The sequence below is a fragment of the Hyphomicrobiales bacterium genome (assembly GCA_017642935.1).
In the GTDB taxonomy this organism is placed as follows: Bacteria; Pseudomonadota; Alphaproteobacteria; order Rhizobiales; family MH13; genus MH13.
This window is the reverse complement of the sequence record JAEPOK010000001.1, coordinates 1,298,952-1,319,547: the sequence shown is the minus strand read 5'-3', so window position 1 is coordinate 1,319,547 and position 20,596 is coordinate 1,298,952. Positions and strand designations below refer to the sequence as shown.

General features: G+C 60.1%; 17 protein-coding genes and 1 pseudogene. 17 read left to right on the top strand and 1 reads right to left on the bottom strand.

The features are described from left to right. The first annotated feature begins 1 nt into the window (after nucleotide 1). From JJ917_06220 to JJ917_06155, 14 genes are all read left to right on the top strand, one after another. The gene (locus tag JJ917_06220) at nucleotides 2–1,195 is read left to right on the top strand and encodes a deoxyguanosinetriphosphate triphosphohydrolase (GenBank protein ID MBO6698407.1); all 1,194 of its coding nucleotides are present in this window, start codon (nucleotides 2–4) and stop codon (nucleotides 1,193–1,195) included. A gap of 59 nt (nucleotides 1,196–1,254) precedes the next feature. Further along, the gene (locus JJ917_06215) at nucleotides 1,255–3,042 is read left to right on the top strand and encodes an arginine--tRNA ligase (GenBank protein ID MBO6698406.1); all 1,788 of its coding nucleotides are present in this window, start codon (nucleotides 1,255–1,257) and stop codon (nucleotides 3,040–3,042) included. Nucleotides 3,043–3,138: 96 nt separating this feature from the next. Then, a complete protein-coding gene (locus tag JJ917_06210; protein ID MBO6698405.1) occupies nucleotides 3,139–4,983 on the top strand; it encodes an SPOR domain-containing protein in 1,845 nt (614 codons plus the stop codon). Between the two features lie 61 nt (nucleotides 4,984–5,044). After that, nucleotides 5,045–6,121, top strand: a complete 1,077-nt coding sequence (gene nagZ / locus JJ917_06205; protein ID MBO6698404.1) for a beta-N-acetylhexosaminidase — start codon at nucleotides 5,045–5,047, stop codon at nucleotides 6,119–6,121. A gap of 120 nt (nucleotides 6,122–6,241) precedes the next feature. Further along, nucleotides 6,242–7,087, top strand: coding sequence for a segregation/condensation protein A (locus tag JJ917_06200; GenBank protein ID MBO6698403.1), 846 nt, complete (start codon nucleotides 6,242–6,244; stop codon nucleotides 7,085–7,087). Next, the gene (gene scpB / locus JJ917_06195) at nucleotides 7,084–7,875 is read left to right on the top strand and encodes an SMC-Scp complex subunit ScpB (GenBank protein ID MBO6698402.1); all 792 of its coding nucleotides are present in this window, start codon (nucleotides 7,084–7,086) and stop codon (nucleotides 7,873–7,875) included. The genes JJ917_06200 and scpB overlap by 4 nt, the downstream gene beginning before the upstream one ends. After that, the gene (locus tag JJ917_06190; protein ID MBO6698401.1) at nucleotides 7,868–9,004 is read left to right on the top strand and encodes an ABC transporter ATP-binding protein; all 1,137 of its coding nucleotides are present in this window, start codon (nucleotides 7,868–7,870) and stop codon (nucleotides 9,002–9,004) included. Before scpB ends, JJ917_06190 begins: the two co-directional genes overlap by 8 nt. Before the next feature lie 200 nt (nucleotides 9,005–9,204). Beyond that, the gene (locus JJ917_06185) at nucleotides 9,205–9,444 is read left to right on the top strand and encodes a twin-arginine translocase TatA/TatE family subunit (GenBank protein MBO6698400.1); all 240 of its coding nucleotides are present in this window, start codon (nucleotides 9,205–9,207) and stop codon (nucleotides 9,442–9,444) included. A gap of 82 nt (nucleotides 9,445–9,526) precedes the next feature. Beyond that, a complete protein-coding gene (gene tatB, locus JJ917_06180; GenBank protein ID MBO6698399.1) occupies nucleotides 9,527–10,123 on the top strand; it encodes a twin-arginine translocase subunit TatB in 597 nt (198 codons plus the stop codon). Next, nucleotides 10,113–11,243: a twin-arginine translocase subunit TatC gene (gene tatC / locus JJ917_06175; GenBank protein MBO6698398.1), complete on the top strand. Its 1,131-nt coding sequence runs from the start codon at nucleotides 10,113–10,115 to the stop codon at nucleotides 11,241–11,243. Before tatB ends, tatC begins: the two co-directional genes overlap by 11 nt. Nucleotides 11,244–11,293: 50 nt before the next feature. Further along, nucleotides 11,294–12,613, top strand: a complete 1,320-nt coding sequence (gene serS, locus JJ917_06170) for a serine--tRNA ligase (GenBank protein MBO6698397.1) — start codon at nucleotides 11,294–11,296, stop codon at nucleotides 12,611–12,613. After that, nucleotides 12,613–13,407, top strand: coding sequence for a 5'/3'-nucleotidase SurE (gene surE / locus JJ917_06165; protein ID MBO6698396.1), 795 nt, complete (start codon nucleotides 12,613–12,615; stop codon nucleotides 13,405–13,407). The genes serS and surE overlap by 1 nt, the downstream gene beginning before the upstream one ends. 15 nt (nucleotides 13,408–13,422) lie before the next feature. Then, nucleotides 13,423–14,073 carry a protein-L-isoaspartate(D-aspartate) O-methyltransferase gene (locus tag JJ917_06160; protein MBO6698395.1) on the top strand — a complete coding sequence of 217 codons (651 nt, stop codon included), beginning with the start codon at nucleotides 13,423–13,425 and terminating at the stop codon, nucleotides 14,071–14,073. A 128-nt stretch (nucleotides 14,074–14,201) separates the two neighbouring features. Next, entirely contained in the window at nucleotides 14,202–16,034 is a 1,833-nt protein-coding gene (locus JJ917_06155) for a peptidoglycan DD-metalloendopeptidase family protein (GenBank protein ID MBO6698394.1), read from the top strand. Here the strand turns inward: JJ917_06155 and JJ917_06150 are convergent. After that, nucleotides 16,027–16,893, bottom strand: a complete 867-nt coding sequence (locus JJ917_06150) for an ATP-binding protein (GenBank protein MBO6698393.1) — start codon at nucleotides 16,891–16,893, stop codon at nucleotides 16,027–16,029. The two genes, JJ917_06155 and JJ917_06150, sit on opposite strands and share 8 nt — an antisense overlap. A gap of 287 nt (nucleotides 16,894–17,180) precedes the next feature. Here JJ917_06150 and yajC point away from each other — a divergent pair, with 287 nt between their 5' ends. From yajC to JJ917_06135, 3 genes and pseudogenes are all read left to right on the top strand, one after another. Continuing rightward, a complete protein-coding gene (yajC, locus tag JJ917_06145; protein MBO6698392.1) occupies nucleotides 17,181–17,522 on the top strand; it encodes a preprotein translocase subunit YajC in 342 nt (113 codons plus the stop codon). Between the two features lie 82 nt (nucleotides 17,523–17,604). Continuing rightward, a pseudogene (secD, locus tag JJ917_06140) lies at nucleotides 17,605–20,205 on the top strand (protein translocase subunit SecD). A 6-nt stretch (nucleotides 20,206–20,211) separates the two neighbouring features. Next, nucleotides 20,212–20,592 carry an Mth938-like domain-containing protein gene (locus tag JJ917_06135; GenBank protein ID MBO6698391.1) on the top strand — a complete coding sequence of 127 codons (381 nt, stop codon included), beginning with the start codon at nucleotides 20,212–20,214 and terminating at the stop codon, nucleotides 20,590–20,592. The last annotated feature ends 4 nt before the right edge of the window (nucleotides 20,593–20,596 follow it).

The following is a 20,596-nucleotide window of genomic DNA, read 5'->3' as shown; positions in this document are numbered from 1 at the left end:
CATGGCCTCGGGCAACCGTGTTTTGGAGGAACCGGAAAGCGTTGATCGCGGCCCGTTTCGCCGTGACCGTGATCGCATCGTGCATGCACAGGCCTTTCGCCGGTTGGCGCACAAAACACAGGTCTTTATGTCAGAAGAGGGCGATCACTATCGCACGCGCCTGACCCATACCATCGAAGTTGCCCAGATCGCCCGTTCGCTGGCTCGCAATCTTGGACTCGATACCGACCTCACCGAAGCGCTGGCCTTGGCGCACGATCTTGGCCACACGCCCTTCGGACACACCGGCGAGGATGCTCTCGCTGCCGTCATGCAGCCCTTTGGTGGGTTTGAACACAACGCGCAGACCCTGCGCATCGTGACGAAGTTGGAGCAGAGATACGCGTCCTTTGATGGTCTCAACCTGACTTTCGAGACACTGGCGGGCATCATCAAACATAATGGCCCGATGACCGACGCACCGGGGAAGGTTCTTGACCCCAAGCTCGGCGGTGTATTGCCGTTCGCGTTGATCGACTTCATGGATCGCCACGGACTGGATGCAGAGATTCTGGCGCTCAGCGACCATGGCAGCCTGGAGGCGCAGATTGCCACGATCTCCGATGATATCGCCTACAACACCCACGATATCGACGATGGCGTGCGTGCTGGCTTCTTTGCCCTCGATGACTTGCGCCACGTTGGTATGGTCGATGACATTCTGCGCGAGATTGAAACCGCCCATCCGCAGATCGCCGCCGAACGGCGGATGGGAGAGTTCACCCGCCGCTTGATCACCAAGCTTATCCAAGATGTCGATCGGACGACCCGCACGCGCCGAAAAGCAGCCGGTGTCGAAACGGCCGATGACGTCAAAAAGGCCGGTCAGACGCTCGCTCTCTTTTCCGATGCGGTGGCTGAAGATGTCTGGATGATCAAGGCGTTTCTGTTCAAGACGGTGTATCGCAATGCTGAAATGATGACCTTGCGTTCACAAGCCGACCAAGTCCTGCGCGCCATGTTCGCCCATCTTCTGGCTCATCCTGATCAATTGCCGGCGGACTGGCGCAGTACCCTAGGTGAGAACCCAACGGAGGCTGCGTTGGCGCGGACGGTGTGTGACTTCATCGCCGGCATGACGGATCGCTATGCATTGGGCATGCACGCGCGATTGTTTGACGACACGCCTGACCTGCGGTACGGCGCTGCCATCTAAGCGCCACAGGCAGGCGCCTTATGCGCCACCATCCCCCCAGATTTTTGAAGCGATCCTCCATGTCCGAGACCTATGACCTGTTTGCCGATTTCAGGGGCCGAGTCCTGGCGGCGCTCGAACAGACCGGTGTGCTGGCCGACGCGGATCGCGATGTGCTCCCGATGGCTGCCATCACAGTTGAGCCGCCGCGCGATGAAAGCCATGGTGATCTCTCAACCAACGCCGCAATGGTCTTGGCCAAACCGCTAAAATCCAATCCGCGTGCCATCGCTACAGCGCTTGCTGAAATCCTCCAAATGGACGCCGACGTTGATGGCGTAGATGTCGCCGGGCCGGGCTTCATCAATCTCCGGGTGGCTCCATCTTTTTGGCAGGACGTACTTACACGCGTTCTAAGCGAGGGCGATGGGTATGGGCGCAACGTGCTTGGCGCGCCAGAAAGCCTGCCAAAGACCAATGTCGAGTACGTCTCGGCTAACCCGACCGGTCCGATGCATGTCGGTCATTGCCGTGGCGCGGTGGTTGGCGATGCATTGGCCAACGTCATGGAAGCGGCTGGCTATCCGGTCACCAGGGAATACTACATCAACGATGCAGGTGGTCAGGTCGATACGCTCGCGCGCTCGGCGTTCTTGAGGTACCGCGAGGCACTTGGCCAGGACATCGGCGCTATCCCCGAGGGGCTCTATCCCGGTGCGTATCTGGTGCCCGTCGGCCAAGGACTTGCCGAAAGCCATGGTGACAAGCTTCTCGCAATGGAAGAGGCCGATTGGCTGCCGACGGTGCGCAAGGCCGCTATCGACGCCATGATGGATCTCATCCGCGAGGATCTGGCCAGTCTCAATGTCCACCATGATGTATTCTTTTCCGAAGCCAGCCTGCAAACCGGCGACAATGGCGATCGTGTAGAACAAGCCATCGACGCGCTGAAGTTCCGCGATTTGGTCTATGAAGGCCGCTTGGAAAAACCCAAGGGCGAGAGCGCCGAAGAGTGGGAAGACCGCGAGCAGACGCTGTTTCGGTCTTCGCAGTTTGGTGATGACACCGATCGCGCACTTCTGAAATCTGACGGCAGCTACACCTATTTCGCCTCTGATATCGCCTATCACTACGACAAATATCTGCGCGGCTTCACCCGCCAGATCGACGTGTTTGGCGCAGACCATGGCGGCTACGTCAAACGCATGAAGGCCGCGGTTACGGCGATGAGCGATGGCAAAGCCTCGCTCGACATCCGGCTTTGCCAACTGGTCAAACTGTTCCGGGCAGGCGAGCCAGTCACCATGTCGAAGCGGTCCGGTAACTTCGTCACCCTACGCGACGTCGTTGAGGAAGTGGGCGCCGATGCAACCCGTTTCATGATGCTCTACCGAAAAAACGACGCGCCGTTGGATTTCGATTTCCAGAAGGTCACTGAGCAGTCAAAAGACAATCCGGTCTTCTATGTTCAGTACGCCCATGCGCGCTGCGCTTCGGTCTTGCGCATGGCGAAAGCCGAACTGCCGAACGAGGATTTTGGGTCAGTTGGGCTGGTTTCAGCTGACCTTTCACCACTTACCGATAACGGCGAGTTGGCGCTGATCCGCTTGATTGCCGCGTGGCCGCGCACCTTGGCTGCCGCTGCAACCCACAGCGAGCCGCATCGCATCGCGTTTTACTTGCATGATCTTGCCAGCGCACTTCACAGCCATTGGAACCGAGGCAAGGGTGAGCCCAACTTACGCTTTGTTAACCATGATAACCCATTGTTAACGCGAGCAAGAATGGCGCTAGTCACCGGTCTTGCACAGACGCTGAAGCAAGGACTGACCTTACTTGGCGTTGGGGCACCGGACGAAATGCGCTAAAATCGCTTTGGCAGGCTCCAGGATCGAGTGCTGCCGAGGTCACGCGTGAGCCACACTTAGGCCACGCTCGCAGGTGAACGGGTGAGGGTGACGCACATGAAGAACCCAAGCACATCCCCGCAATCTGCCGAGGGTCAAGGATTGGACCCGCTGGAAGAGTTAGCGCGCATCATGAACGATACAAACACACCCAACCCAAACAAACGTCCCGACGACCAAGCATCGTCTTCCGATGACCCGCTTGATCTTGGTCTCGGCGATCAAGGCCTGGCTGAACTGTTTGGCGATCAACGCTTTGATGAGGATCCAGTGCTTTCAACCTCGTTCGAGGCTGAACTGGAAAGCGCCGCCAACGAGCCAACGGATGCACTGTTCAAGGATTTGGATTTCAGCGAAGTTGATTTGCCTGGTCTCGATGAGCCTGCGCCATCGACAACAGAACCAGCAGTTGCCGCGCCGACGCCTAGCGATGCTGAGCCGATTCCCTCCCTGACCGAGCATTTGACTCCGCGCGCACCAGAGCCTGCGACCATTGAGCCAGCCCAGCGCGGCGCGGTTCAAGAAGATGACCTGCTGGCCGCCATGGACGCACTGGCGCTTGATGAACCCGCGACAGCGAGCGCTGCTCCGCCACCTCCTCCCTTGCCGTTTGAACAGCCCGGCACACAGCCACCCGCCTTTGCCGCACCGGCGGCGGACCCGGTTCCCGATTTTCAGGCTGGCGAGGCACCGGAAGTAGCTTTCGACGAGGCTGGCGATCATCAGCCGGCGTTTGAAGATTTTGAACATGCAGAAGGCGAAGAAGGCCGATCTGGACCTGGGCGCATGGTGCTCTTTGCACTGTCCGCCGTCGCCGTTCTAGGAGTTGCAGGCGTCATCGCGTTCGGCCTGATCTCCAGCAATGATGCGCAGGATTCAACGCCGCAAGTGATTGCCGCCGCAGAGGGCGATGACAAGGTCGAGCCGGTTGCGACAGAAGAAACGCAATCCCAGCCGGGCGATGCTGTGTTCAGCCGTTTGGATCAGGGTGATGCGCCAGCAACGTCAGCGCCACGCGTGATCTTGCCTCAACCGGACAATGACGGCCTTCCATTGCAATCTGGCCAGAGACTGCCGAGCGCTGACATAGCCCCAGCAGCGCCTGGATCGACGGCAAGCCGCGCAGTGCGCACGGTGACGGTGCGTGCCGACGGCACGGTAGTGGAATCCACTGTTCCAGCGGTAACAACGCCAGCAGCAGAAACCTCGACGGACGTTCAAGTCGAAGCCGCCAATGCCCGACCCGTTGAGGTTGTTTCGGTCAGCCCAGCTGGCGTTTCGGTCAATACCCAGCCGATCGCCGATGCCGTATCCGCAGCGCAAACCGCAGCTCAATCCGCGACTGACGCGACGGCCGATACGGTGCAGAACGCGGCCCAAGCGGCCCTCGACCAAGCGACACAGGCCGTCACCACAACCGCGCCGCCGATTCCCGTCGCGCGGCCAGCCTCTGTGCAGACGCAGCCTGTTCAGGTCGCGCCCGCGCAACCGCAAGCAACCGCGCAATCGGCAACGCCAATCCAGTTGGCAACGCCTGCTACGGCTCCGACACAGCCGGTGACACCACAACCTGTGACGCCCCAGCCAGTTGTCCAGCAGCCAGTGGCCACACAGCCAGCACCAACGCAGGCGGCGCTGCCGTCCTCCGTCCCTGCTGGTGATTTCGTGGTGCAATTGGCAAGCCTGCGCTCCGATGAAGAAGCCCGGGCAACATTCGCGCGCCTGCAGAATCGCTTCGGCTCCATCCTTTCCGGGTTTGGACCGAACATTCAGCGTGCCGATCTGGGTGACCGCGGCATCTATCACCGTGTCCGGGTTGGGCCGATGGATCGTGCAGCCGCCGATAGCCTCTGCCAGCGCTACCAATCGGCCGGCGGCGATTGTTTCGTCCAGCGCCAATAGGTTTTCCACGCCAGCCCGACCGAGTGATCGCGTGACCATATCTCCTTTGCCCGGCGAACGTCTGCCCAATGCCGGATCGCCGAGTTCTGGCACGCGTGCCTTCATCTGTGGGCTGGAAGGCCTGGAGGTGACGGATTTCGAGCGGGCCTATCTGCGCGAGACGAAGCCCTGGGGCGTCATTCTTTTTGGCCGCAATATCGACAATCCCGACCAGGTACGGCGTCTGACCAGCGATGTTCGCGAGGCTCTGGATTGGCAGGCGCCGATCCTGATCGATCAAGAGGGAGGACGGGTCCAGCGGCTTAAACCGCCCCATTGGCGACGCTATCCTGCTGCGAACCGTTTTGGCGCCATAGAAATGGCCGAGACGGGCGCCGGTGTCGAAGCCGCTCAAATCGCCACTTGGATGATCGCCGACGATCTTTTGCAGGTCGGGATCAATGTAAACTGTACGCCAGTTCTTGATCTGAGCGTTTCAGGTGGCACCGACGCCATTGGCAATCGCGCCTTCCACTGTGATCCAAAGGCGATCAGCCTACTGGGACGCACCACGATGGATGCTTACCTACAGGCTGGCGTTGCCCCTGTGATCAAACACATGCCAGGTCACGGTCGTGCGGTGGTCGACAGCCATTTTAGCCTGCCACGCATCACAAACGACCGTGAAACGTTGGAAGCGACCGATTTCGCGCCTTTTAAAGCCTTGAAGGACGCACCGCTCGCCATGACGGGGCACTTGGTCTTTGAAGCTATTGATCCTGATCTTCCGGTCACTTTGTCGCCGACCATGGTCGCCTTGATCCGTGACTCGATCGGCTTTGATGGTGCTTTGATGACCGATGATTTGGCGATGGGCGCGTTATCGGGATCAATGGCGGAAAGGGCTTCGGGTGCCTTGGCCGCTGGCTGTGATCTCGCGTTGCATTGCAATGGCAACCGAGCCGAAATGGAGGTCATCCGTGAGGCGATCCCACCATTAGAAGGTCGCTCAGCGGAACGCTGCGCGGCGGCGCTGGCTCGGCTGGGGCGGCAGAGCGTTGATCGTGCAACGCTGACCGATCGTTTGGACGCGCTTCTTGCAATCATCGGGGCCGAAGAAGTTGGTCCTGATCCGACCGCTTTCGTTCGCAACGCCTGAAGAATTGCGGCGAACCTTTAACTTCGCAATCAAGCCATGCTAATCCACAAGCTGATCCGGCTTTGATGCAGTGCACTGCGCCTACGCCAGTCCGCTGCCTGTTGATCCGTTGCGAGCGCCATGCCCGACCTGTTTGACACCTCTGCTGCACCCGCCGAGACCGATGCCGATGAGGCCTTTGTCGTCGACGTCGATGGTTTTGAGGGACCAATCGATCTGCTGTTGGCCATGGCGCGCACGCAAAAAGTCGATCTTGAACATATCTCGATCGTGGCCTTGGTCGATCAATATGCGCAGTTCATCGAGGAGGCGCGTACGCAGCGCCTGGAACTGGCTGCGGACTATTTGGTGATGGCCGCTTGGCTTGCCTATCTGAAATCGAGGCTCTTGCTGCCCGCGCCACCTGCCGATGATGAGCCCGACCCACAAGACATGGCTGACGCGCTGGCGCTTCGTCTGCAAAAGCTTGCCGCCGTACGTACTGCCTCTAACGCGCTTTGGCGCCAGCCGATGAAGAATGTGCATCTGTTCCCGACCGCAAGGGTGAAACCGATTGGCGTACAAGCCGACGCACCTTGGACGGCGGAACTCTTTGATCTGATCGATGCCTATGCCTCGATCCAAACCCGCAAGCTTGATGGCACGATCACCATGGCCCGGCGCGAGGTCTGGTCGCTTGCCGATGCCCGTCTGCTCGTCGAGGAGGCTCTTGGCGAGTTGGCGCAATGGACCCCGTTTGATGTGGTTCTGGCTGCACAAAGCGCGTTGCGCGAAGCCGCCGGTGGTCAGGACAGCAAACGCGAGGGCATCAAAGCCTCGGCGTTCGCTGCCAGCCTGGAACTTGTCCGAGAGGGCCAGGCCGAACTGCGCCAAGATGGCGCCTTTGCGCCATTGATGGTGCGGTCCGCCAGTCATTCCAAGGAAGGTCCAGACTTGCGCGACACCCGCGAAGGGGAGGGCGCATGACCAAGGACTCGCGCCCTATCCTAGTGGCTGTGCCCGACACGGCCGAAACCGACGCCGGCCCGTCAGAAGAAGCCGAGGCGACGCTCCCGACCGTCGCGTTCGACGAAGCGGTGCGCATGGTCGAAGCCATGCTTTTTGTCAGCGATGGACCACTGGCGCCAAAACTTTTGGAGCAGCATGTCGGCGCCGTACTTGCGGATGTGGTCGATCATCTGAAAAAAAAATACGAATCGGGCGGCGTCAACTTGATCGAGTTGGCGGGGGGCTATGCCCTGCGCACAGCAAGCGACCTTTCCTATCTGTTTGAAGAACAGGCCGTTGAGCCAAAAAAGCTTTCTCGTGCCGCGCTGGAAACCTTGGCTATCATTGCCTACCACCAGCCGGTCACGCGCGCTGAGATTGAAGATATTCGAGGCGTTTCGGCCTCCAAAGGCACGCTTGATGTGCTGTTGGAAACCGGCTGGGCGCGCATGCGCGGTCGGCGACGCACGCCAGGGCGTCCGGTGACCTATGGAACCACACCTGCCTTCCTCGACCAGTTCACTCTCGCCAGTATCGGCGATCTGCCCGGACTTGACGAGCTAAAGGGCGCCGGTCTTCTGGAGGCGATCCCGCAAGGCGCCATGGCGGCGATGCCGACAGGCGATGCTGACCAGTTGTCGGCTGACGAAGACCCGCTGGACGACGAGGACGCGGAGGCCGAACGGTCCGCGATGGCGCTTTGGCCGCAAGAGGAGCTGACCGACGAGAACGCCGATACGACGGATGAGCGTGGCGCCGATGGATAAGGCCGTCTCCACGGAAACCCGCCTGGACTTCGATTGGGGCCAACCCGGCACGCAGCCGGCGAGCGTAGCGACTGCCGTCACCATTGAGGGGCTTCGGCACAGCTATGGCGGCGAGGACGCGGTGCGCGGTATCTCCCTGACGGTCGAGCCTGGGGAGATTGTCTGCCTGCTCGGCCACTCCGGTTGCGGTAAGACCACGCTATTGCGTCTTCTGGCGGGCATTGAGCGCCCCTATGCCGGCACCATCCGCATCGATCAGCGCGTTGTTGCCGGACCAAACACCTTCATCGTGCCGGAAAAGCGCGAAGTTGGCCTGATGTTTCAGGATTTTGCGCTCTTCCCGCATTTGACTGTCTTGGAAAACGTCACGTTTGGTCTCAACACGCTGAAAAAAGAGGATCAGCGCCGGGAGGCGATGCGTGCGCTTGGACGCGTCGGCCTTGCCCACACGGCGGACGATCATCCGCACATGCTCTCCGGCGGCATGCAACAGCGTGTTGCACTTGCCCGCGCCATTGTGCCGCGCCCGCGCGTGATGCTGATGGATGAGCCGTTCTCCGGCCTTGATCGGCGCACGCGCGATCGGGTCCGCGATGAGACCCTGGCCATTTTGCGCGAGATGCGCGCGACCACCATTGTCGTCACGCACGATCCTGATGAAGCGCTTCGTATAGCTGATCGCATTGTTTTGATGCGTTCTGGCAAGATCGTCCAAGACGGGCACGCTAGAACCTTTTACGAGAAACCAGCAGACCTCTTTGCGGCCCGTTTCTTCCACGAACTCAATGAGTTTGAGGGCGTGGTACAAAACGGGCAGGTGATGACACCGCTCGGCTTGATCGCGGCGCCCGGCCATCCCGATGGAACCTCCGTTTTGATCGGCTTGCGCCAGTCGGCAATCGCCATTGACCAAGATGATGCGCTCGACAGCGGGCTACCCGCGCGAGTCCGAGCCGTTCAGTTCCTGGGCGAAGCCGATCTTTTGCATCTGGCAGTTCCGGGCTATGAGCGGCCGATTTTCGCGCGCACAAGCGAAACTGACCGATTCAAGCAAGGTCAATCGGTCAGCATCGCCGTTCACCCCGATTCGGCTTTGATCTTTCAAAAACCTGACGCACAACCTACATAAGGTCATTGCCGCGTCGGGCGGCTGCATGATTGCCGCAACGTCTTTGGCATCGGGTGCCTTGACGGCGACTATCGATGCGGGCCAAGTCCGGTGAGACCGTTTTAGAGCTGGCTGCCTCGGCGGCCGATACGCAGCAGCCGCGTCACCGCGCTGATGCACAGCAAAAATAGCGCGCCAAGAGAGCGCCAAGGAGTTGCGTTATGGTTCCAGGTTGGATGCAAATTCTGCTGGTGGTTTTGTTGATCGTCCTCCTTTTCGGACGCGGCAAGATCTCAGAATTCATGGGTGATCTCGCTAAGGGCATCAACAGTTTCAAGACCGGCCTTGCCGGCGATGAAAAAGACGATGGCCGCACCATCGAGCACACCGCCGATGAAACCGTCAGCACCGCCAACACAACGGCCAACACTGCGCCAGCAGACGAAAGCAAGCAAAGCTAAGCGATCGCGTCGGATGCTGCGGCATCAGGTGGATATGCGATAAGGCGTTGCGCAAGCGGTTGTTTGCGCGTGTGGAGGCGACATGTTCGACATAGGAGGCGTTGAGCTTCTGGTGATCGCCGCCGTTGCGATCCTGGTGGTTGGCCCACGTGAACTGCCCGGCATGCTGCGCGGTATTGGCAAATTCGTGCGCCAAGCCCGTGAGATGACGAGCACCGTTCAGCGCCAGTTCAACGATGCGCTGAAGGAAGCTGAACTCGACGACGTCAAAAAGACAATTGACGACGTTCGCTCGCTTAATCCGGCCACGCAAATCAAGCGCACCATTGCCAAAGAGATGAAGCCCTTGACGGATGTTGGTGACAGTCTGAAGACGTCCGCGCCTGCCAACAGTATCGGCAAGCCGGAAGCCAAACCTACTGGTGTTGAGGCTGACAAGACCGAAGAGGTTGCAGCCAAGAAGGCTGGTGATGGATCGACGCTGACACCGTCCAAACCGCGCGTCAAAGCAGCTGCCGCCGAGGGCGTGGCCGTGCCGGTTGCCGAAACGACGACGAAACCATCGACGCCTAAGAAACCTGCGGCACCGAAGAAATCTGCCGCGTCTGTGACACCTGCCAATGACAGTCCGCCGGCCGAGCAGCCCGCGAAGAAAACCGGAAGCGACAATGGCGGATAAGCCCGATCCCGGTGAAGATGCGCCGCGCGCCAAACCGAAAGATCCAACCAGAGCCAAGGCGGCGAAAACCAGCGCCGCCAAAGCGAAAGCCGCCAAAGCAAGCGCTGACAAAGACAGTGTGGCGGACAAGAATCTGGCCAATGAGGCTGAGTTGCCAGGTGACGGCGAGCCAGTTGCGCTAACGCCTGGACCGAAAAGCGGCAGCGGTGATGCTGCATCAGCAAACGGAAAACCCGCAACAGAACCAGATGAGTCGAAAGCGCTGGCCAGCGAGCTGCCGCCCGAGGACGATCCGCTCGAAGACGATGTGGATCCTGAAGACGAAGTTGAACAGTCCCGCGCACCGCTCATCACCCATCTAATCGAACTGCGCCAACGCCTTTTCTTTTCGGTGATCGCGTTCGGAATTGCCTTCATCGCCTGCTATTTCGTTGCCGATCAGATTTTCAACATCCTGCTTGGCCCGTTTGAACGGGCCAAAGGTGAGACGTCCGAGCTGGAACTGATATTTACCGCACCGCAGGAGTTCTTCTTCACGCAGCTTCGCATTGCTCTGTTTGGCGCCCTGTTCATCGCCTTCCCGGTGATCGCGACGCAGATCTACATGTTCATGGCGCCTGGGCTGTATAAGAACGAGAAGGCGGCGTTTCGGCCCTATCTTGTTGCCACGCCGCTGCTTTTTGCGGCCGGTGCTGCGCTGGTCTATTTCGTTGTGATGCCGTTGGCGCTCAACTTCTTCCTGTCGTTCGAGCAGCAGGGCGGCGATGGTGAAGCGAGCATCCAATTGATGGCGCGCACCAGCGAATATCTCAGCCTCATCATGACACTAATCTTCGCCTTCGGCCTGGTCTTTCAGTTGCCGATCGTGCTCACGCTGCTTGGCCGCATGGGTGTGGTGTCCTCGGCGGGCCTGGCGGCGAAACGCAAATACGCCATCGTGGCCACGTTCCTGGCGGCTGCGTTTCTGACGCCGCCTGATCCGATCAGCCAGATCGGCCTTGCCGTGCCCACGCTGCTTCTTTACGAGGCTTCAATCTGGTGCGTTCGACTCGTGGAAAAACGGCAGGCTGCCGAGCGTGAAGACGACGACACCGACACCACCGCGGAAGCCTCGGCTTAGAACCGATCTGGTTTGGGCCAGCGTTTCGACCAACACCAAGTATCATCGCCATGCTCGACATCCGTCTCATTCGTGACAACCCTGCCACCTTGGATGAGGCGCTGAAAAGGCGTGGGGCTGAACCGGCATCCGCCGATGTTCTGAAACTGGATGATGCGCGCCGCGAGCATCTGTCTAAACTTCAGGAGGCGCAGAACGCCCGCAACACAGCGTCCAAGGCTATCGGTAAGGCAAAGGCAACAGGCGATGAAGCTGAAGCGGCGCGCCTAATTGAGGAAGTCGCCAAGCACAAAGCCTTCATCCAGAGCGGTGAAGTGGAAGAGCGCCGTCTGACCGAAGCGCTGGACGAAGCGCTCGCTGGCTTGCCCAACATTCCGCTTGATGACGTCCCGGTCGGCACCGATGAAGATGACAATGTTGAAATCCGTCAGGCGGGGTCGAAGGCCGTCTTGAATTTTGCGCCGAAAGAGCATTTCGAAATCGGCGAGGCCATGGGCCTCATGGACTTTGAAACGGCGGCCAAGTTGTCCGGTTCGCGGTTTTGCGTGATGAAAGGCGCGCTCGCCAAGTTGGAGCGTGCCCTTGGCCAGTTCATGTTGAACACACAGACCGGAAAGAACGGATACCAGGAAATCGCGCCACCCTTGTTGGTCCGCGACGAGGTGATGTTCGGCACCGGGCAATTGCCAAAGTTTGCTGATGATCTTTTTCGAACGGCCAAGGACGAAGAAGAGAGCGACCAGGCCAGTACGCTTTGGATGGTGCCGACGGCGGAGGTGCCGCTGACCAATCTGGTGCGCGAAAGCATCGTCGATGCAGAAAGCCTGCCGCATCGATATACTGCGTTGACGCCTTGTTTCCGCGCCGAAGCAGGCTCGGCGGGGCGTGATACGCGTGGCTACATTCGCCAGCACCAGTTCAACAAAGTGGAGATGGTCTCCATCACCGTCCCTGAAGAAAGCGACGGCGAACTAGAACGCATGACGGGTTGCGCCGAAGCTGTTTTGGCCGACTTGGGCCTCCACACACGCACTGTGGTGTTGTGCACCGGCGACATGGGGTTCGGTGCGCAGAAAACCTATGACATTGAGGTCTGGTTGCCCGGGCAGGGCAGATATCGTGAGATTTCCAGCTGTTCGACCTGTGGCGACTTTCAGGCCCGTCGCATGCAGGCGCGCTACCGCGATGAAAACGGCAAACCGCAGTTCGTTCACACGCTCAACGGTTCAGGCGTTGCGACCGGACGCGCGCTGATCGCCGTAATGGAGACTTATCAGACCGAAGAGGGTGGCGTTCGCATCCCCGAAGTTCTGGTGCCCTATATGGGTGGCACAACGCTGATCACTGCCGACGGAAAAGAGGTTTCTTGATGCGCATTCTCGTCACCAATGATGATGGTATCCATGCCAAGGGCCTGGGCCATCTGGTGCGCGTTGCCGAAAAGATTGGTGATGAGGTCTGGACCGTCGCCCCGGAGACGGATCAGTCTGGCGTCGCGCATTCCATGTCGCTCAACGACCCTTTGCGCTTGCGTCAAACCGGTGAGCGAGCCTATGCGGTGCGCGGCACGCCCACCGACTGCGTCCTTATGGCCGTCCGTCACGTGATGCCCGAACCGCCGGACCTCATCCTGTCCGGCTTCAACAAGGGCCAGAACCTTGCCGAAGACATCACCTATTCAGGTACTGTCGCGGCCGCCATTGAAGGCACGATCCTGGGCGTGCGCAGCATCGCCTTGTCCCAGGCCTACTCGTTCGCGCCGGACACCGACCCGCCTTATGAGACGGGCGAGGCCTTGGCGCCGGACATTGTTCGCAAACTGGTTGATCTTGATCTGCCGCGCGAAACGCTCCTCAACATCAACTTCCCCAACCGCGCACCAGGCGCTGTTGAAGGCGTGCGCGTGACGGGGCAGGGGCGGCGCAACATCGATTTCCTTGCCATCGACAAGCGCATGGATGGCCGCGGCAACGCCTATTACTGGCTCGCCTACAATGGCCAGCATCCCAAACCCGACTCCGGCACCGACCTGGAAAGCGTACGCGCAGGCTATGTGTCTGTGACCCCGCTTTCAGTCGATATGACCGATCATGCCAGCCGCGACGCTGTCGCCGAGGCGCTTGGCGTTCAATCGGATGGGCTAGATGGGCCCGTCCAACGCTAGCAGCAGGTCAGCACCATGAGCAGCGATGACGCGCTGCGTCGTGCAAGCCTCGTTTTGCGTCTGCGCTCAATGGGCATCACCGACCACCGTTTGGTCAGTGCGTTCGAATCCACCCGGCGTGAGGCCTTCGCGCCGGAGCATTACGCTTCTGACGCCTATGCTGACCGGCTCATTCCCATCGCCTGTGGGCAGACCATGGAAGCGCCTAGCGTCCTTGCCCGCCTTTTGCAGGCCGCGCCGATCGCCTCGCACATGTCGGTTTTAGAGATTGGAGCAGGCTCAGGATATTTTTCCGCGTTGCTGGCCAAGCTTTCCCGCCGCGTGGTCGCATTGGAACGGTATCGCGGCCTGGTCGAAGGTGCTCGTGTGTCTCTTTCAAGTCAGGGCGTCTCGAACGTCGATCTGGTCCTTGCCGACGGCCTTGCCGGTTGGCCAGCAGCAGGGCCTTATCAGGCCATATTCGTCACCGGGTCGATTGAAGCATTGCCAGCCGCATGGATCGATCAACTCGCACCAGGCGGCAAACTCATCGCGCCAATCGGACCACCCAACGGTCCTCAAACATGGATTTCTGTCTCAAAAGATGAGGATGACAGCCTCAATCAAGAGGTGATTGGGACGGCCTTCTCCATCGCGCTGGAACCAGGATTGGCGCGGGCTCTTTAGCGTCACTAACGGTACGCTGAGCCGTCTTTTGCTTCACAAAACCTTGCCGCAACGACGGTCTTAAGCCTTCAGCAACATTAATGGTGTTTTGATGGACGCTGTAAGTTTGAGTGTTGTGAGTAAGTGTAATGCGTACAGTGTCACGCGGTCCGATGCACCGCAGGGCCTATCGGCTCGGCTTGTTATCCGTGGCGGCAATCGTCCTATCCGCCTGTTCCTCTGACTCCGACCGTCTTAGCTTCTTCGGTGTCGATCAGGCACAGCCGACAACCGTTGCCGTAGCGCAGCCTGGCGTACAGGCAACCTACACGCAGCCGCAAGTGACCTACCAACAGCCGACATTCCAGGCCGCCCCAAACGTTTCCGCCCCGCAGGTCACAGCCTCGGGCGCGCAACCGCTCACGCAGCCTGCGCCTTACACCGCCCCGACTTTCACCGCTCCTGGCTATCCGCAAACAACGGCCAGCATCAGCCAGCCGCAGGTGACCTATCAGCAGCCAACCGTCCAAGCCCTTCCGCAGCCGGTCGTGCAGCAGCCGACCTATTCGGCTGTTCAGCGTGCGCCGGTGAGCGCACCGACGGCTCATCTTGCGCAGACGCCCGCTGGCTTGGTCGGCGCGCAGGTTCCGCGCACGACGCAGGTCGCAGCGGTTCAGGCGCCGCGCGTTGTCTATCAACAGCCGCAGGTGACCTACCAACAGCCGCAAGTGACGTATCAGCAGCCCGCACCGCAGCCGCTGACCACCGCGTCGATCGGCACACCACAAGTGATAACCCCGCAGCGCGTTTCCACCGATCCAATCACGACCGCCTCAATTCCACCGGTCCAGTCCGCACCGGTGAGCCTGCCCGCGCCGCAAATGACACCGGCGCAGTTGCCCGCGCAAACCAGTCGCGCAGCAGGATGGTCGGCAGTCGGCGGTACCCGCGTTCAGGTGCAGCAAGGCGAGACGATGTTCTCCATGTCTCGTCGCTACGGCATTCCGGTTGATGTGCTTCAGCGCGTGAACAACATCTCCGATCCGTCCTCTCTGCGGATGGGCCAGCAGATCATCATTCCGGTCTACTCGACCGCTTCAGCTGGCACGCCAGTTGCCAATGCTGGGGTCGACACGACGTTCACTGGCTCGACGCCCACAGTGCGCCGCGTTCCTGCCCCGACACCGCGTCCAGCAAACTTGCGCACCGTAGCCACAGCGCAGCCCCGCCTTCCGACCCAGGTCACGCAGCCGACACAAACGGCTCAGGTGATGCCAGCCGCCGGAACGCATGTTGTTGCCGCCGGCGAGACGCTCTACTCGATCGCGCGCCGCTACAACATGTCCGCGCAGCAGCTGATCGCCGCCAATGCTATCGACAATCCGAACTCGATCCGCATCGGCCAGCGCTTGGTGGTTTCGTCCTTTGGTCAGGCCTTGCCGCCCGTGGCGCAATTGCCTGCAACGACGCAGACGCCGTCGCAGGTTGTTGCCTCACGGAGCTATACGCCGCCGCGCCCGGCTCAGTCGCCTGCCGTGGTGGAACAAACGGCCGCGATTCAGCAAGTCGCCGCGCGCAACGATGACATCGCCGAGCAGACGCCGCTTCAGTTCCGCTGGCCGATTCGTGGCCGTGTGCTTTCCGGCTTTGGCGTCCAGGACAATGGCGTGCGCAATGATGGCGTGAACATCGCAGTGCCCGAGGGCGCGTCGATCCGCGCTGCCGAGGAGGGCGAAGTTGTCTATGCTGGCAATGAGTTGCGCGGTTTCGGCAACCTCGTGCTGATCCAGCATCGCGGGGGGTATGTGACGGCCTATGCGCACAACAGTCGCCTCGACGTCCAACGCGGTGACCGGGTGAACCGTGGCGACGTGATCGCTCGCGCCGGCTCCACCGGCGATGTGGACACGCCACAACTACACTTTGAGATCCGCCGCGGGACCACCCCCGTCGATCCAGGGCCTTATCTGCCGTCTAGCTAAGCGATCGGCCGGCCCTGCCGGCTGCGTCCTGAATGAATTGCCACGCCACGCGGCCCGATCGGGCACCGCGTGTCGTCGCCCATTCCAAGGCATCGCGATGCAGGTCATCGGCCTTTCCAGGCAGGTCAAAATGGGCGTGATAGGCGTCGACCATCGCCAGATACTCATCCTGCGAGCATTTGTGGAATCCTAGCCACAGGCCGAACCGGTCCGACAGCGACACTTTTTCTTCGATCGCGTCACCGGGATTGATCGCCGATCCGCTTTCATTGTCGATCATATCGCGCGGCAACAGGTGTCGGCGGTTCGACGTTGCGTAAAAGAGGACATTCTCCGGGCGCCCCTCCAGGCCGCCTTCCAGCGCTGCCTTCAGCGATTTGTAGGTGGTCTCACCGGCATCGAAGGACAGATCGTCGCAAAAGACGATCACGCGATAGGGCGCCGCGCGCAGTTTGGCCAACAAGGTTGGCAGAGATCCAATGTCTTCGCGGTGAACCTCAATCAGCTTGAGCCGCTTCTCGCCGCTGCGCCCCTGATTGATATGGGCGTGGACCGCTTTAACGAGCGACGATTTACCTTGACCGCGCGCGCCCCAGAGCAGGGCATTGTTGGCTGCAACGCCATCGGCAAAGCGCTGTGTGTTTTCAAGCAGCGTATCCCGCGAGCGGTTGATGCCCTTCAGGAGGTCAAGCGGCAGCGCCGACACGCTTGCAAGCGGCATCAGCCCTTTCGTATCGGCCTGCCAAACAAAGGCATCGGCGCGGTCAAGAGCCAGGTCCGCTGGAGCAGGTGGTGCAAGCCGCTCCAATGCATCGGCGACCCGGGCCAAAACGTCTCGGTTGTCGTCGGACGAATCCATGAAAGTTCCTCGCGCAAAGGCATTGGCGCTTCGTGAATCCGCAAAACCCATCACAAGCGTGTGCGATCTCTCTTGTGGTTGCGGCGCGAAACGCTTAATCGAAAAACGCGTTTAGACCGCACGCTGCTTGCCTGCCAAGGCAGGGGGCAAGGATTTCGGTACGCCGACCGGATCAGGTGCGCCACTTTGGCGCCTGCACTGGAAAGGCCGAAACCTGGTCACCATCATTTCATGGCGTAATGCCTGGTTGTCGCCGGAAGGCGGCCAGCCACCCAAGGAGAGTTTTCATGTTCGTAACCCCCGCCTACGCTCAGGCCGCAGGCGCTGCCGGTGGTGGCAGCCTGGTCATGTCGATCCTGCCCTTCATCCTCATTTTCGTCATCATGTGGTTCTTGATCATTCGTCCGCAGCGTCAGCAGATGAAGCGCCACAAGGAAATGATCGCGAATGTCCGTCGCAACGACACGATCGTTACGTCCGGCGGCATCATCGGCAAAGTGACCAAAGTGCTCGACGATGAAGCCAACGAGATCGAGGTTCAGGTTTCAGAAGGCGTAAAAATTCGGGTGGTCCGCTCCATGATCCAAGATGTGCGCGCCAAGGCCGAGCCTGTCGCCGCCAACGATTGATCCATCACTAACAGGCGCCCGGTACGGTCCGGGCGTCTTTGTCCATCAAGACCTCGCCGGTCCGCCACGTCGATAGGTTCCAATGCTTTATTTCGCTCCTTGGAAAACCGCACTGATCGTCGCTTTCGCGATCCTTTCAGTGGCCTTTGCGCTTCCCAACGCGTTCGATGAGGAGACCGTCGAAGAGTGGCCTGACTTTCTGCCAAAGAGCCAGATTGTACTGGGGCTCGATCTGCAGGGCGGTGCCCACATGCTGTTGCAGGTGGAGCGTGACAGCCTAGTTGCCGATCGACTTGAGGTTTTGCGCGACGATGTGCGCACATCACTGCGCGATGAGCGCATTGGTTACACGGGGCTCAGCGTCCAGGCTGATGCTGTTCAGCTTCGTATTCGCGACCTTGACCGCATCGGCGATGCTGAGACGGTCCTGGAAGGTCTGGCCGCGCCAGCTGACCCGCTATCCTTCGGCGCACAAACCCCGGACGTCGAGGTCGATATTGTCAACGACGGCCTGGCGCGCTTGACGCTGACCCAGGAAGGTATCGACGCGCGGCTGGCGCAGGCAGTTGAGCAGTCCATCGAGGTGATCCGTCGGCGTATCGACCAACTGGGCACGACAGAGCCGACCATTCAGCGCGAAGGCCAAGACCGGGTTCTTGTTCAGGTGCCGGGTCTCGATGATCCGCAGCGCCTGAAAGACCTCCTGCAACAGACCGCCGCGCTTTCCTTCCATTTGCTTTGCGAAGATATGAGCGTTGACGAGGCGCTGCGCACCCGCCCACCGGCAGGGTGTTATCTTGCCAACTCGGTTGATGAACCGGTGCAGCCTTACTTGCTGCAGACCCGTGCTCTGATCACCGGTGACCAGCTTGCCGATGCGCAGCCAGGCTTCGACCAGCAGACGCAGGAAGCCATTGTTTCGTTCCGCTTCAACACCTCCGGCGCTACGACATTCGGTCAGGCAACGACGGAAAATGTCGGCCAGCCCTTCGCCATTGTCCTTGATGATGAAGTGATCTCCGCGCCGGTGATCCGCGAACCCATTCTTGGCGGATCGGGGCAGATCTCCGGGAACTTCACCCCTGAACTGGCCAACGACCTGGCCATTCTCCTGCGCGCCGGTGCTCTGCCTGCCGATCTCACGATCGTTGAAGAACGCACGGTTGGTCCCGGCCTTGGCGCGGACTCCATCGCAGCCGGTGAGATCGCCGGCGTCATCGGTGCCATTGGCGTTCTCATTTTCATGGGACTTTCCTATGGCCTGTTCGGTGTCTTCGCCAACATTGCCCTGTTCGTGAACATCTCGCTGATCTTGGCCGCGCTGTCTGTTCTCGGAGCGACACTGACTTTGCCGGGCATTGCGGGCATCGTGCTAACGGTCGGCATGGCGGTCGATTCCAACGTGCTCATCTTTGAGCGCATCCGCGAAGAAGTGCGGCGAGGTCGCAAGACCATCGCCGCCGTCGATGTCGGTTTCCGCGAAGCGCTACGCACAATCCTGGATGCCAACATCACGACGCTCATCGCTGCTGTCATCCTGTTCCAGCTTGGCTCAGGGCCGGTGCGCGGCTTTGCTGTCACGCTCGCCATCGGCATCGTGACAACCGTGTTCACCGCCTACACGCTGACCCGGCTTCTCATCGCGCTCTGGGTGAAGACCCGCCGCCCAACCGCGCTTCCCATTTAAAGGCCGCCTCGCATGTCCTTTGCTCTGATCAAATTTCTGCCGCAGGAACCGAAGCTCCGCTTCATGGCCTACCGCAATTGGGCGTTTCCGTTTTCGGTCGTCATGATGGTGGTTTCGCTCGCCGTTTTCGGTGCGCTGGGCCTTAATCTCGGCATCGATTTTCGCGGCGGCACGGTGATTGAGATCCGCACGCTTGACGGCCCCGCTGATGTCGCGGGCATCCGTACACAGCTTAATCAGCTCCAGTTCGGCGATGTCGAAGTGCAGTCGTTTGGCAATGACACCGACGTTCTGATCCGCATCGAGCAGCAACCGGGCGGCGACCGCGCGCAGCAAGCCGTCGTAGAGCGAGTACGCGCGGAACTGGGCGATCAAGCCATCGAATACCGACGTTTTGAGGTGGTTGGCCCACGTGTATCGGGCGAATTGGCGGTCGCCGGTGTCATCGCTGTGATTGCCGCTTTGGGGGCGATCCTGGTCTACATCTGGGTGCGCTTTGAGTGGCAGTTCGCCATAGGCGCCATCATTGCGACGGTCCACGATGTCATTCTAACGCTTGGACTTTTTGCCATAACGGGGCTGGAATTCAACCTATCGTCCATTGCTGCGATCCTGACCATTGTCGGCTATTCGCTGAACGATACGGTGGTGGTTTACGATCGCGTGCGCGAGAATTTGCGACGCTACAAACGCATGCTGATCGACGACCTGCTCGATCTTTCAGTCAACTCGATGCTGTCGCGCACGATTATGACGTCGGTGACGACGCTTATCGCGCTAGGGTCTTTGTTCCTGTTTGGCGGCGAAATCATTCGCTCGTTCACGGCGGCGATGATCTGGGGCGTCCTCGTCGGTACCTACTCGTCGATCTTCGTCGCAGGTCCGGTTCTGGTGTTCCTGAAGCTGCGTCCTGCGAAATCGCCCAGTTCCGACAATGACGCCGCCTCGGGCGATGATGGCGCTGACGGTCCCGATGGCGAGACGGCGTCGGCGTAAGCGCCGATGGCCGTAGGCGACAAGTTCCTTCCGGCCCAAGCGCCCATCGATGCGGTCCTCGCCAATGGCTTTCGCTTTGGCGAGATGTCACATCAGGGCGGATTGATTGGGCTACCGGGACGCACCCAGGCTTGGTCGCCCTCGTCCTCTGCCTTCGATCTCAGCGAAGCCGATTTGCAGCCCATTTTGGATAGGGCCGATGACATCGACATCCTCGTGATCGGCACCGGTCCCGACATTGCGGTTATGCCGCAGATAACATTGGATGCGCTGCGCGGTGCCGGTCTGGCGTTAGAAGTCACCGCCACTCGAGCCGCAGTCCGCACTTATAATGTCCTGCTTTCCGAAGACCGGCGGGTTGCAGCCGCCCTGATGGCACTCACATAACGGG

Bases quoted from the DNA above. Each gene is read 5' to 3' on its own strand.
- JJ917_06135 (MBO6698391.1), top strand. From the start codon at position 20,212: ATGGCCGTAGGCGACAAGTTCCTTCCGGCCCAAGCGCCCATCGATGCG.
- JJ917_06215 (MBO6698406.1), top strand. From the start codon at position 1,255: ATGTCCGAGACCTATGACCTGTTTGCCGATTTCAGGGGCCGAGTCCTG.
- JJ917_06160 (MBO6698395.1), top strand. From the start codon at position 13,423: ATGAGCAGCGATGACGCGCTGCGTCGTGCAAGCCTCGTTTTGCGTCTG.
- scpB (MBO6698402.1), top strand. From the start codon at position 7,084: ATGACCAAGGACTCGCGCCCTATCCTAGTGGCTGTGCCCGACACGGCC.
- yajC (MBO6698392.1), top strand. From the start codon at position 17,181: ATGTTCGTAACCCCCGCCTACGCTCAGGCCGCAGGCGCTGCCGGTGGT.
- JJ917_06190 (MBO6698401.1), top strand. From the start codon at position 7,868: ATGGATAAGGCCGTCTCCACGGAAACCCGCCTGGACTTCGATTGGGGC.
- tatB (MBO6698399.1), top strand. From the start codon at position 9,527: ATGTTCGACATAGGAGGCGTTGAGCTTCTGGTGATCGCCGCCGTTGCG.
- JJ917_06155 (MBO6698394.1), top strand. From the start codon at position 14,202: ATGCGTACAGTGTCACGCGGTCCGATGCACCGCAGGGCCTATCGGCTC.
- serS (MBO6698397.1), top strand. From the start codon at position 11,294: ATGCTCGACATCCGTCTCATTCGTGACAACCCTGCCACCTTGGATGAG.
- JJ917_06185 (MBO6698400.1), top strand. From the start codon at position 9,205: ATGGTTCCAGGTTGGATGCAAATTCTGCTGGTGGTTTTGTTGATCGTC.
- surE (MBO6698396.1), top strand. From the start codon at position 12,613: ATGCGCATTCTCGTCACCAATGATGATGGTATCCATGCCAAGGGCCTG.
- JJ917_06220 (MBO6698407.1), top strand. From the start codon at position 2: ATGGCCTCGGGCAACCGTGTTTTGGAGGAACCGGAAAGCGTTGATCGC.
- JJ917_06150 (MBO6698393.1), bottom strand. From the start codon at position 16,893: ATGGATTCGTCCGACGACAACCGAGACGTTTTGGCCCGGGTCGCCGAT.
- JJ917_06200 (MBO6698403.1), top strand. From the start codon at position 6,242: ATGCCCGACCTGTTTGACACCTCTGCTGCACCCGCCGAGACCGATGCC.
- tatC (MBO6698398.1), top strand. From the start codon at position 10,113: ATGGCGGATAAGCCCGATCCCGGTGAAGATGCGCCGCGCGCCAAACCG.
- JJ917_06210 (MBO6698405.1), top strand. From the start codon at position 3,139: ATGAAGAACCCAAGCACATCCCCGCAATCTGCCGAGGGTCAAGGATTG.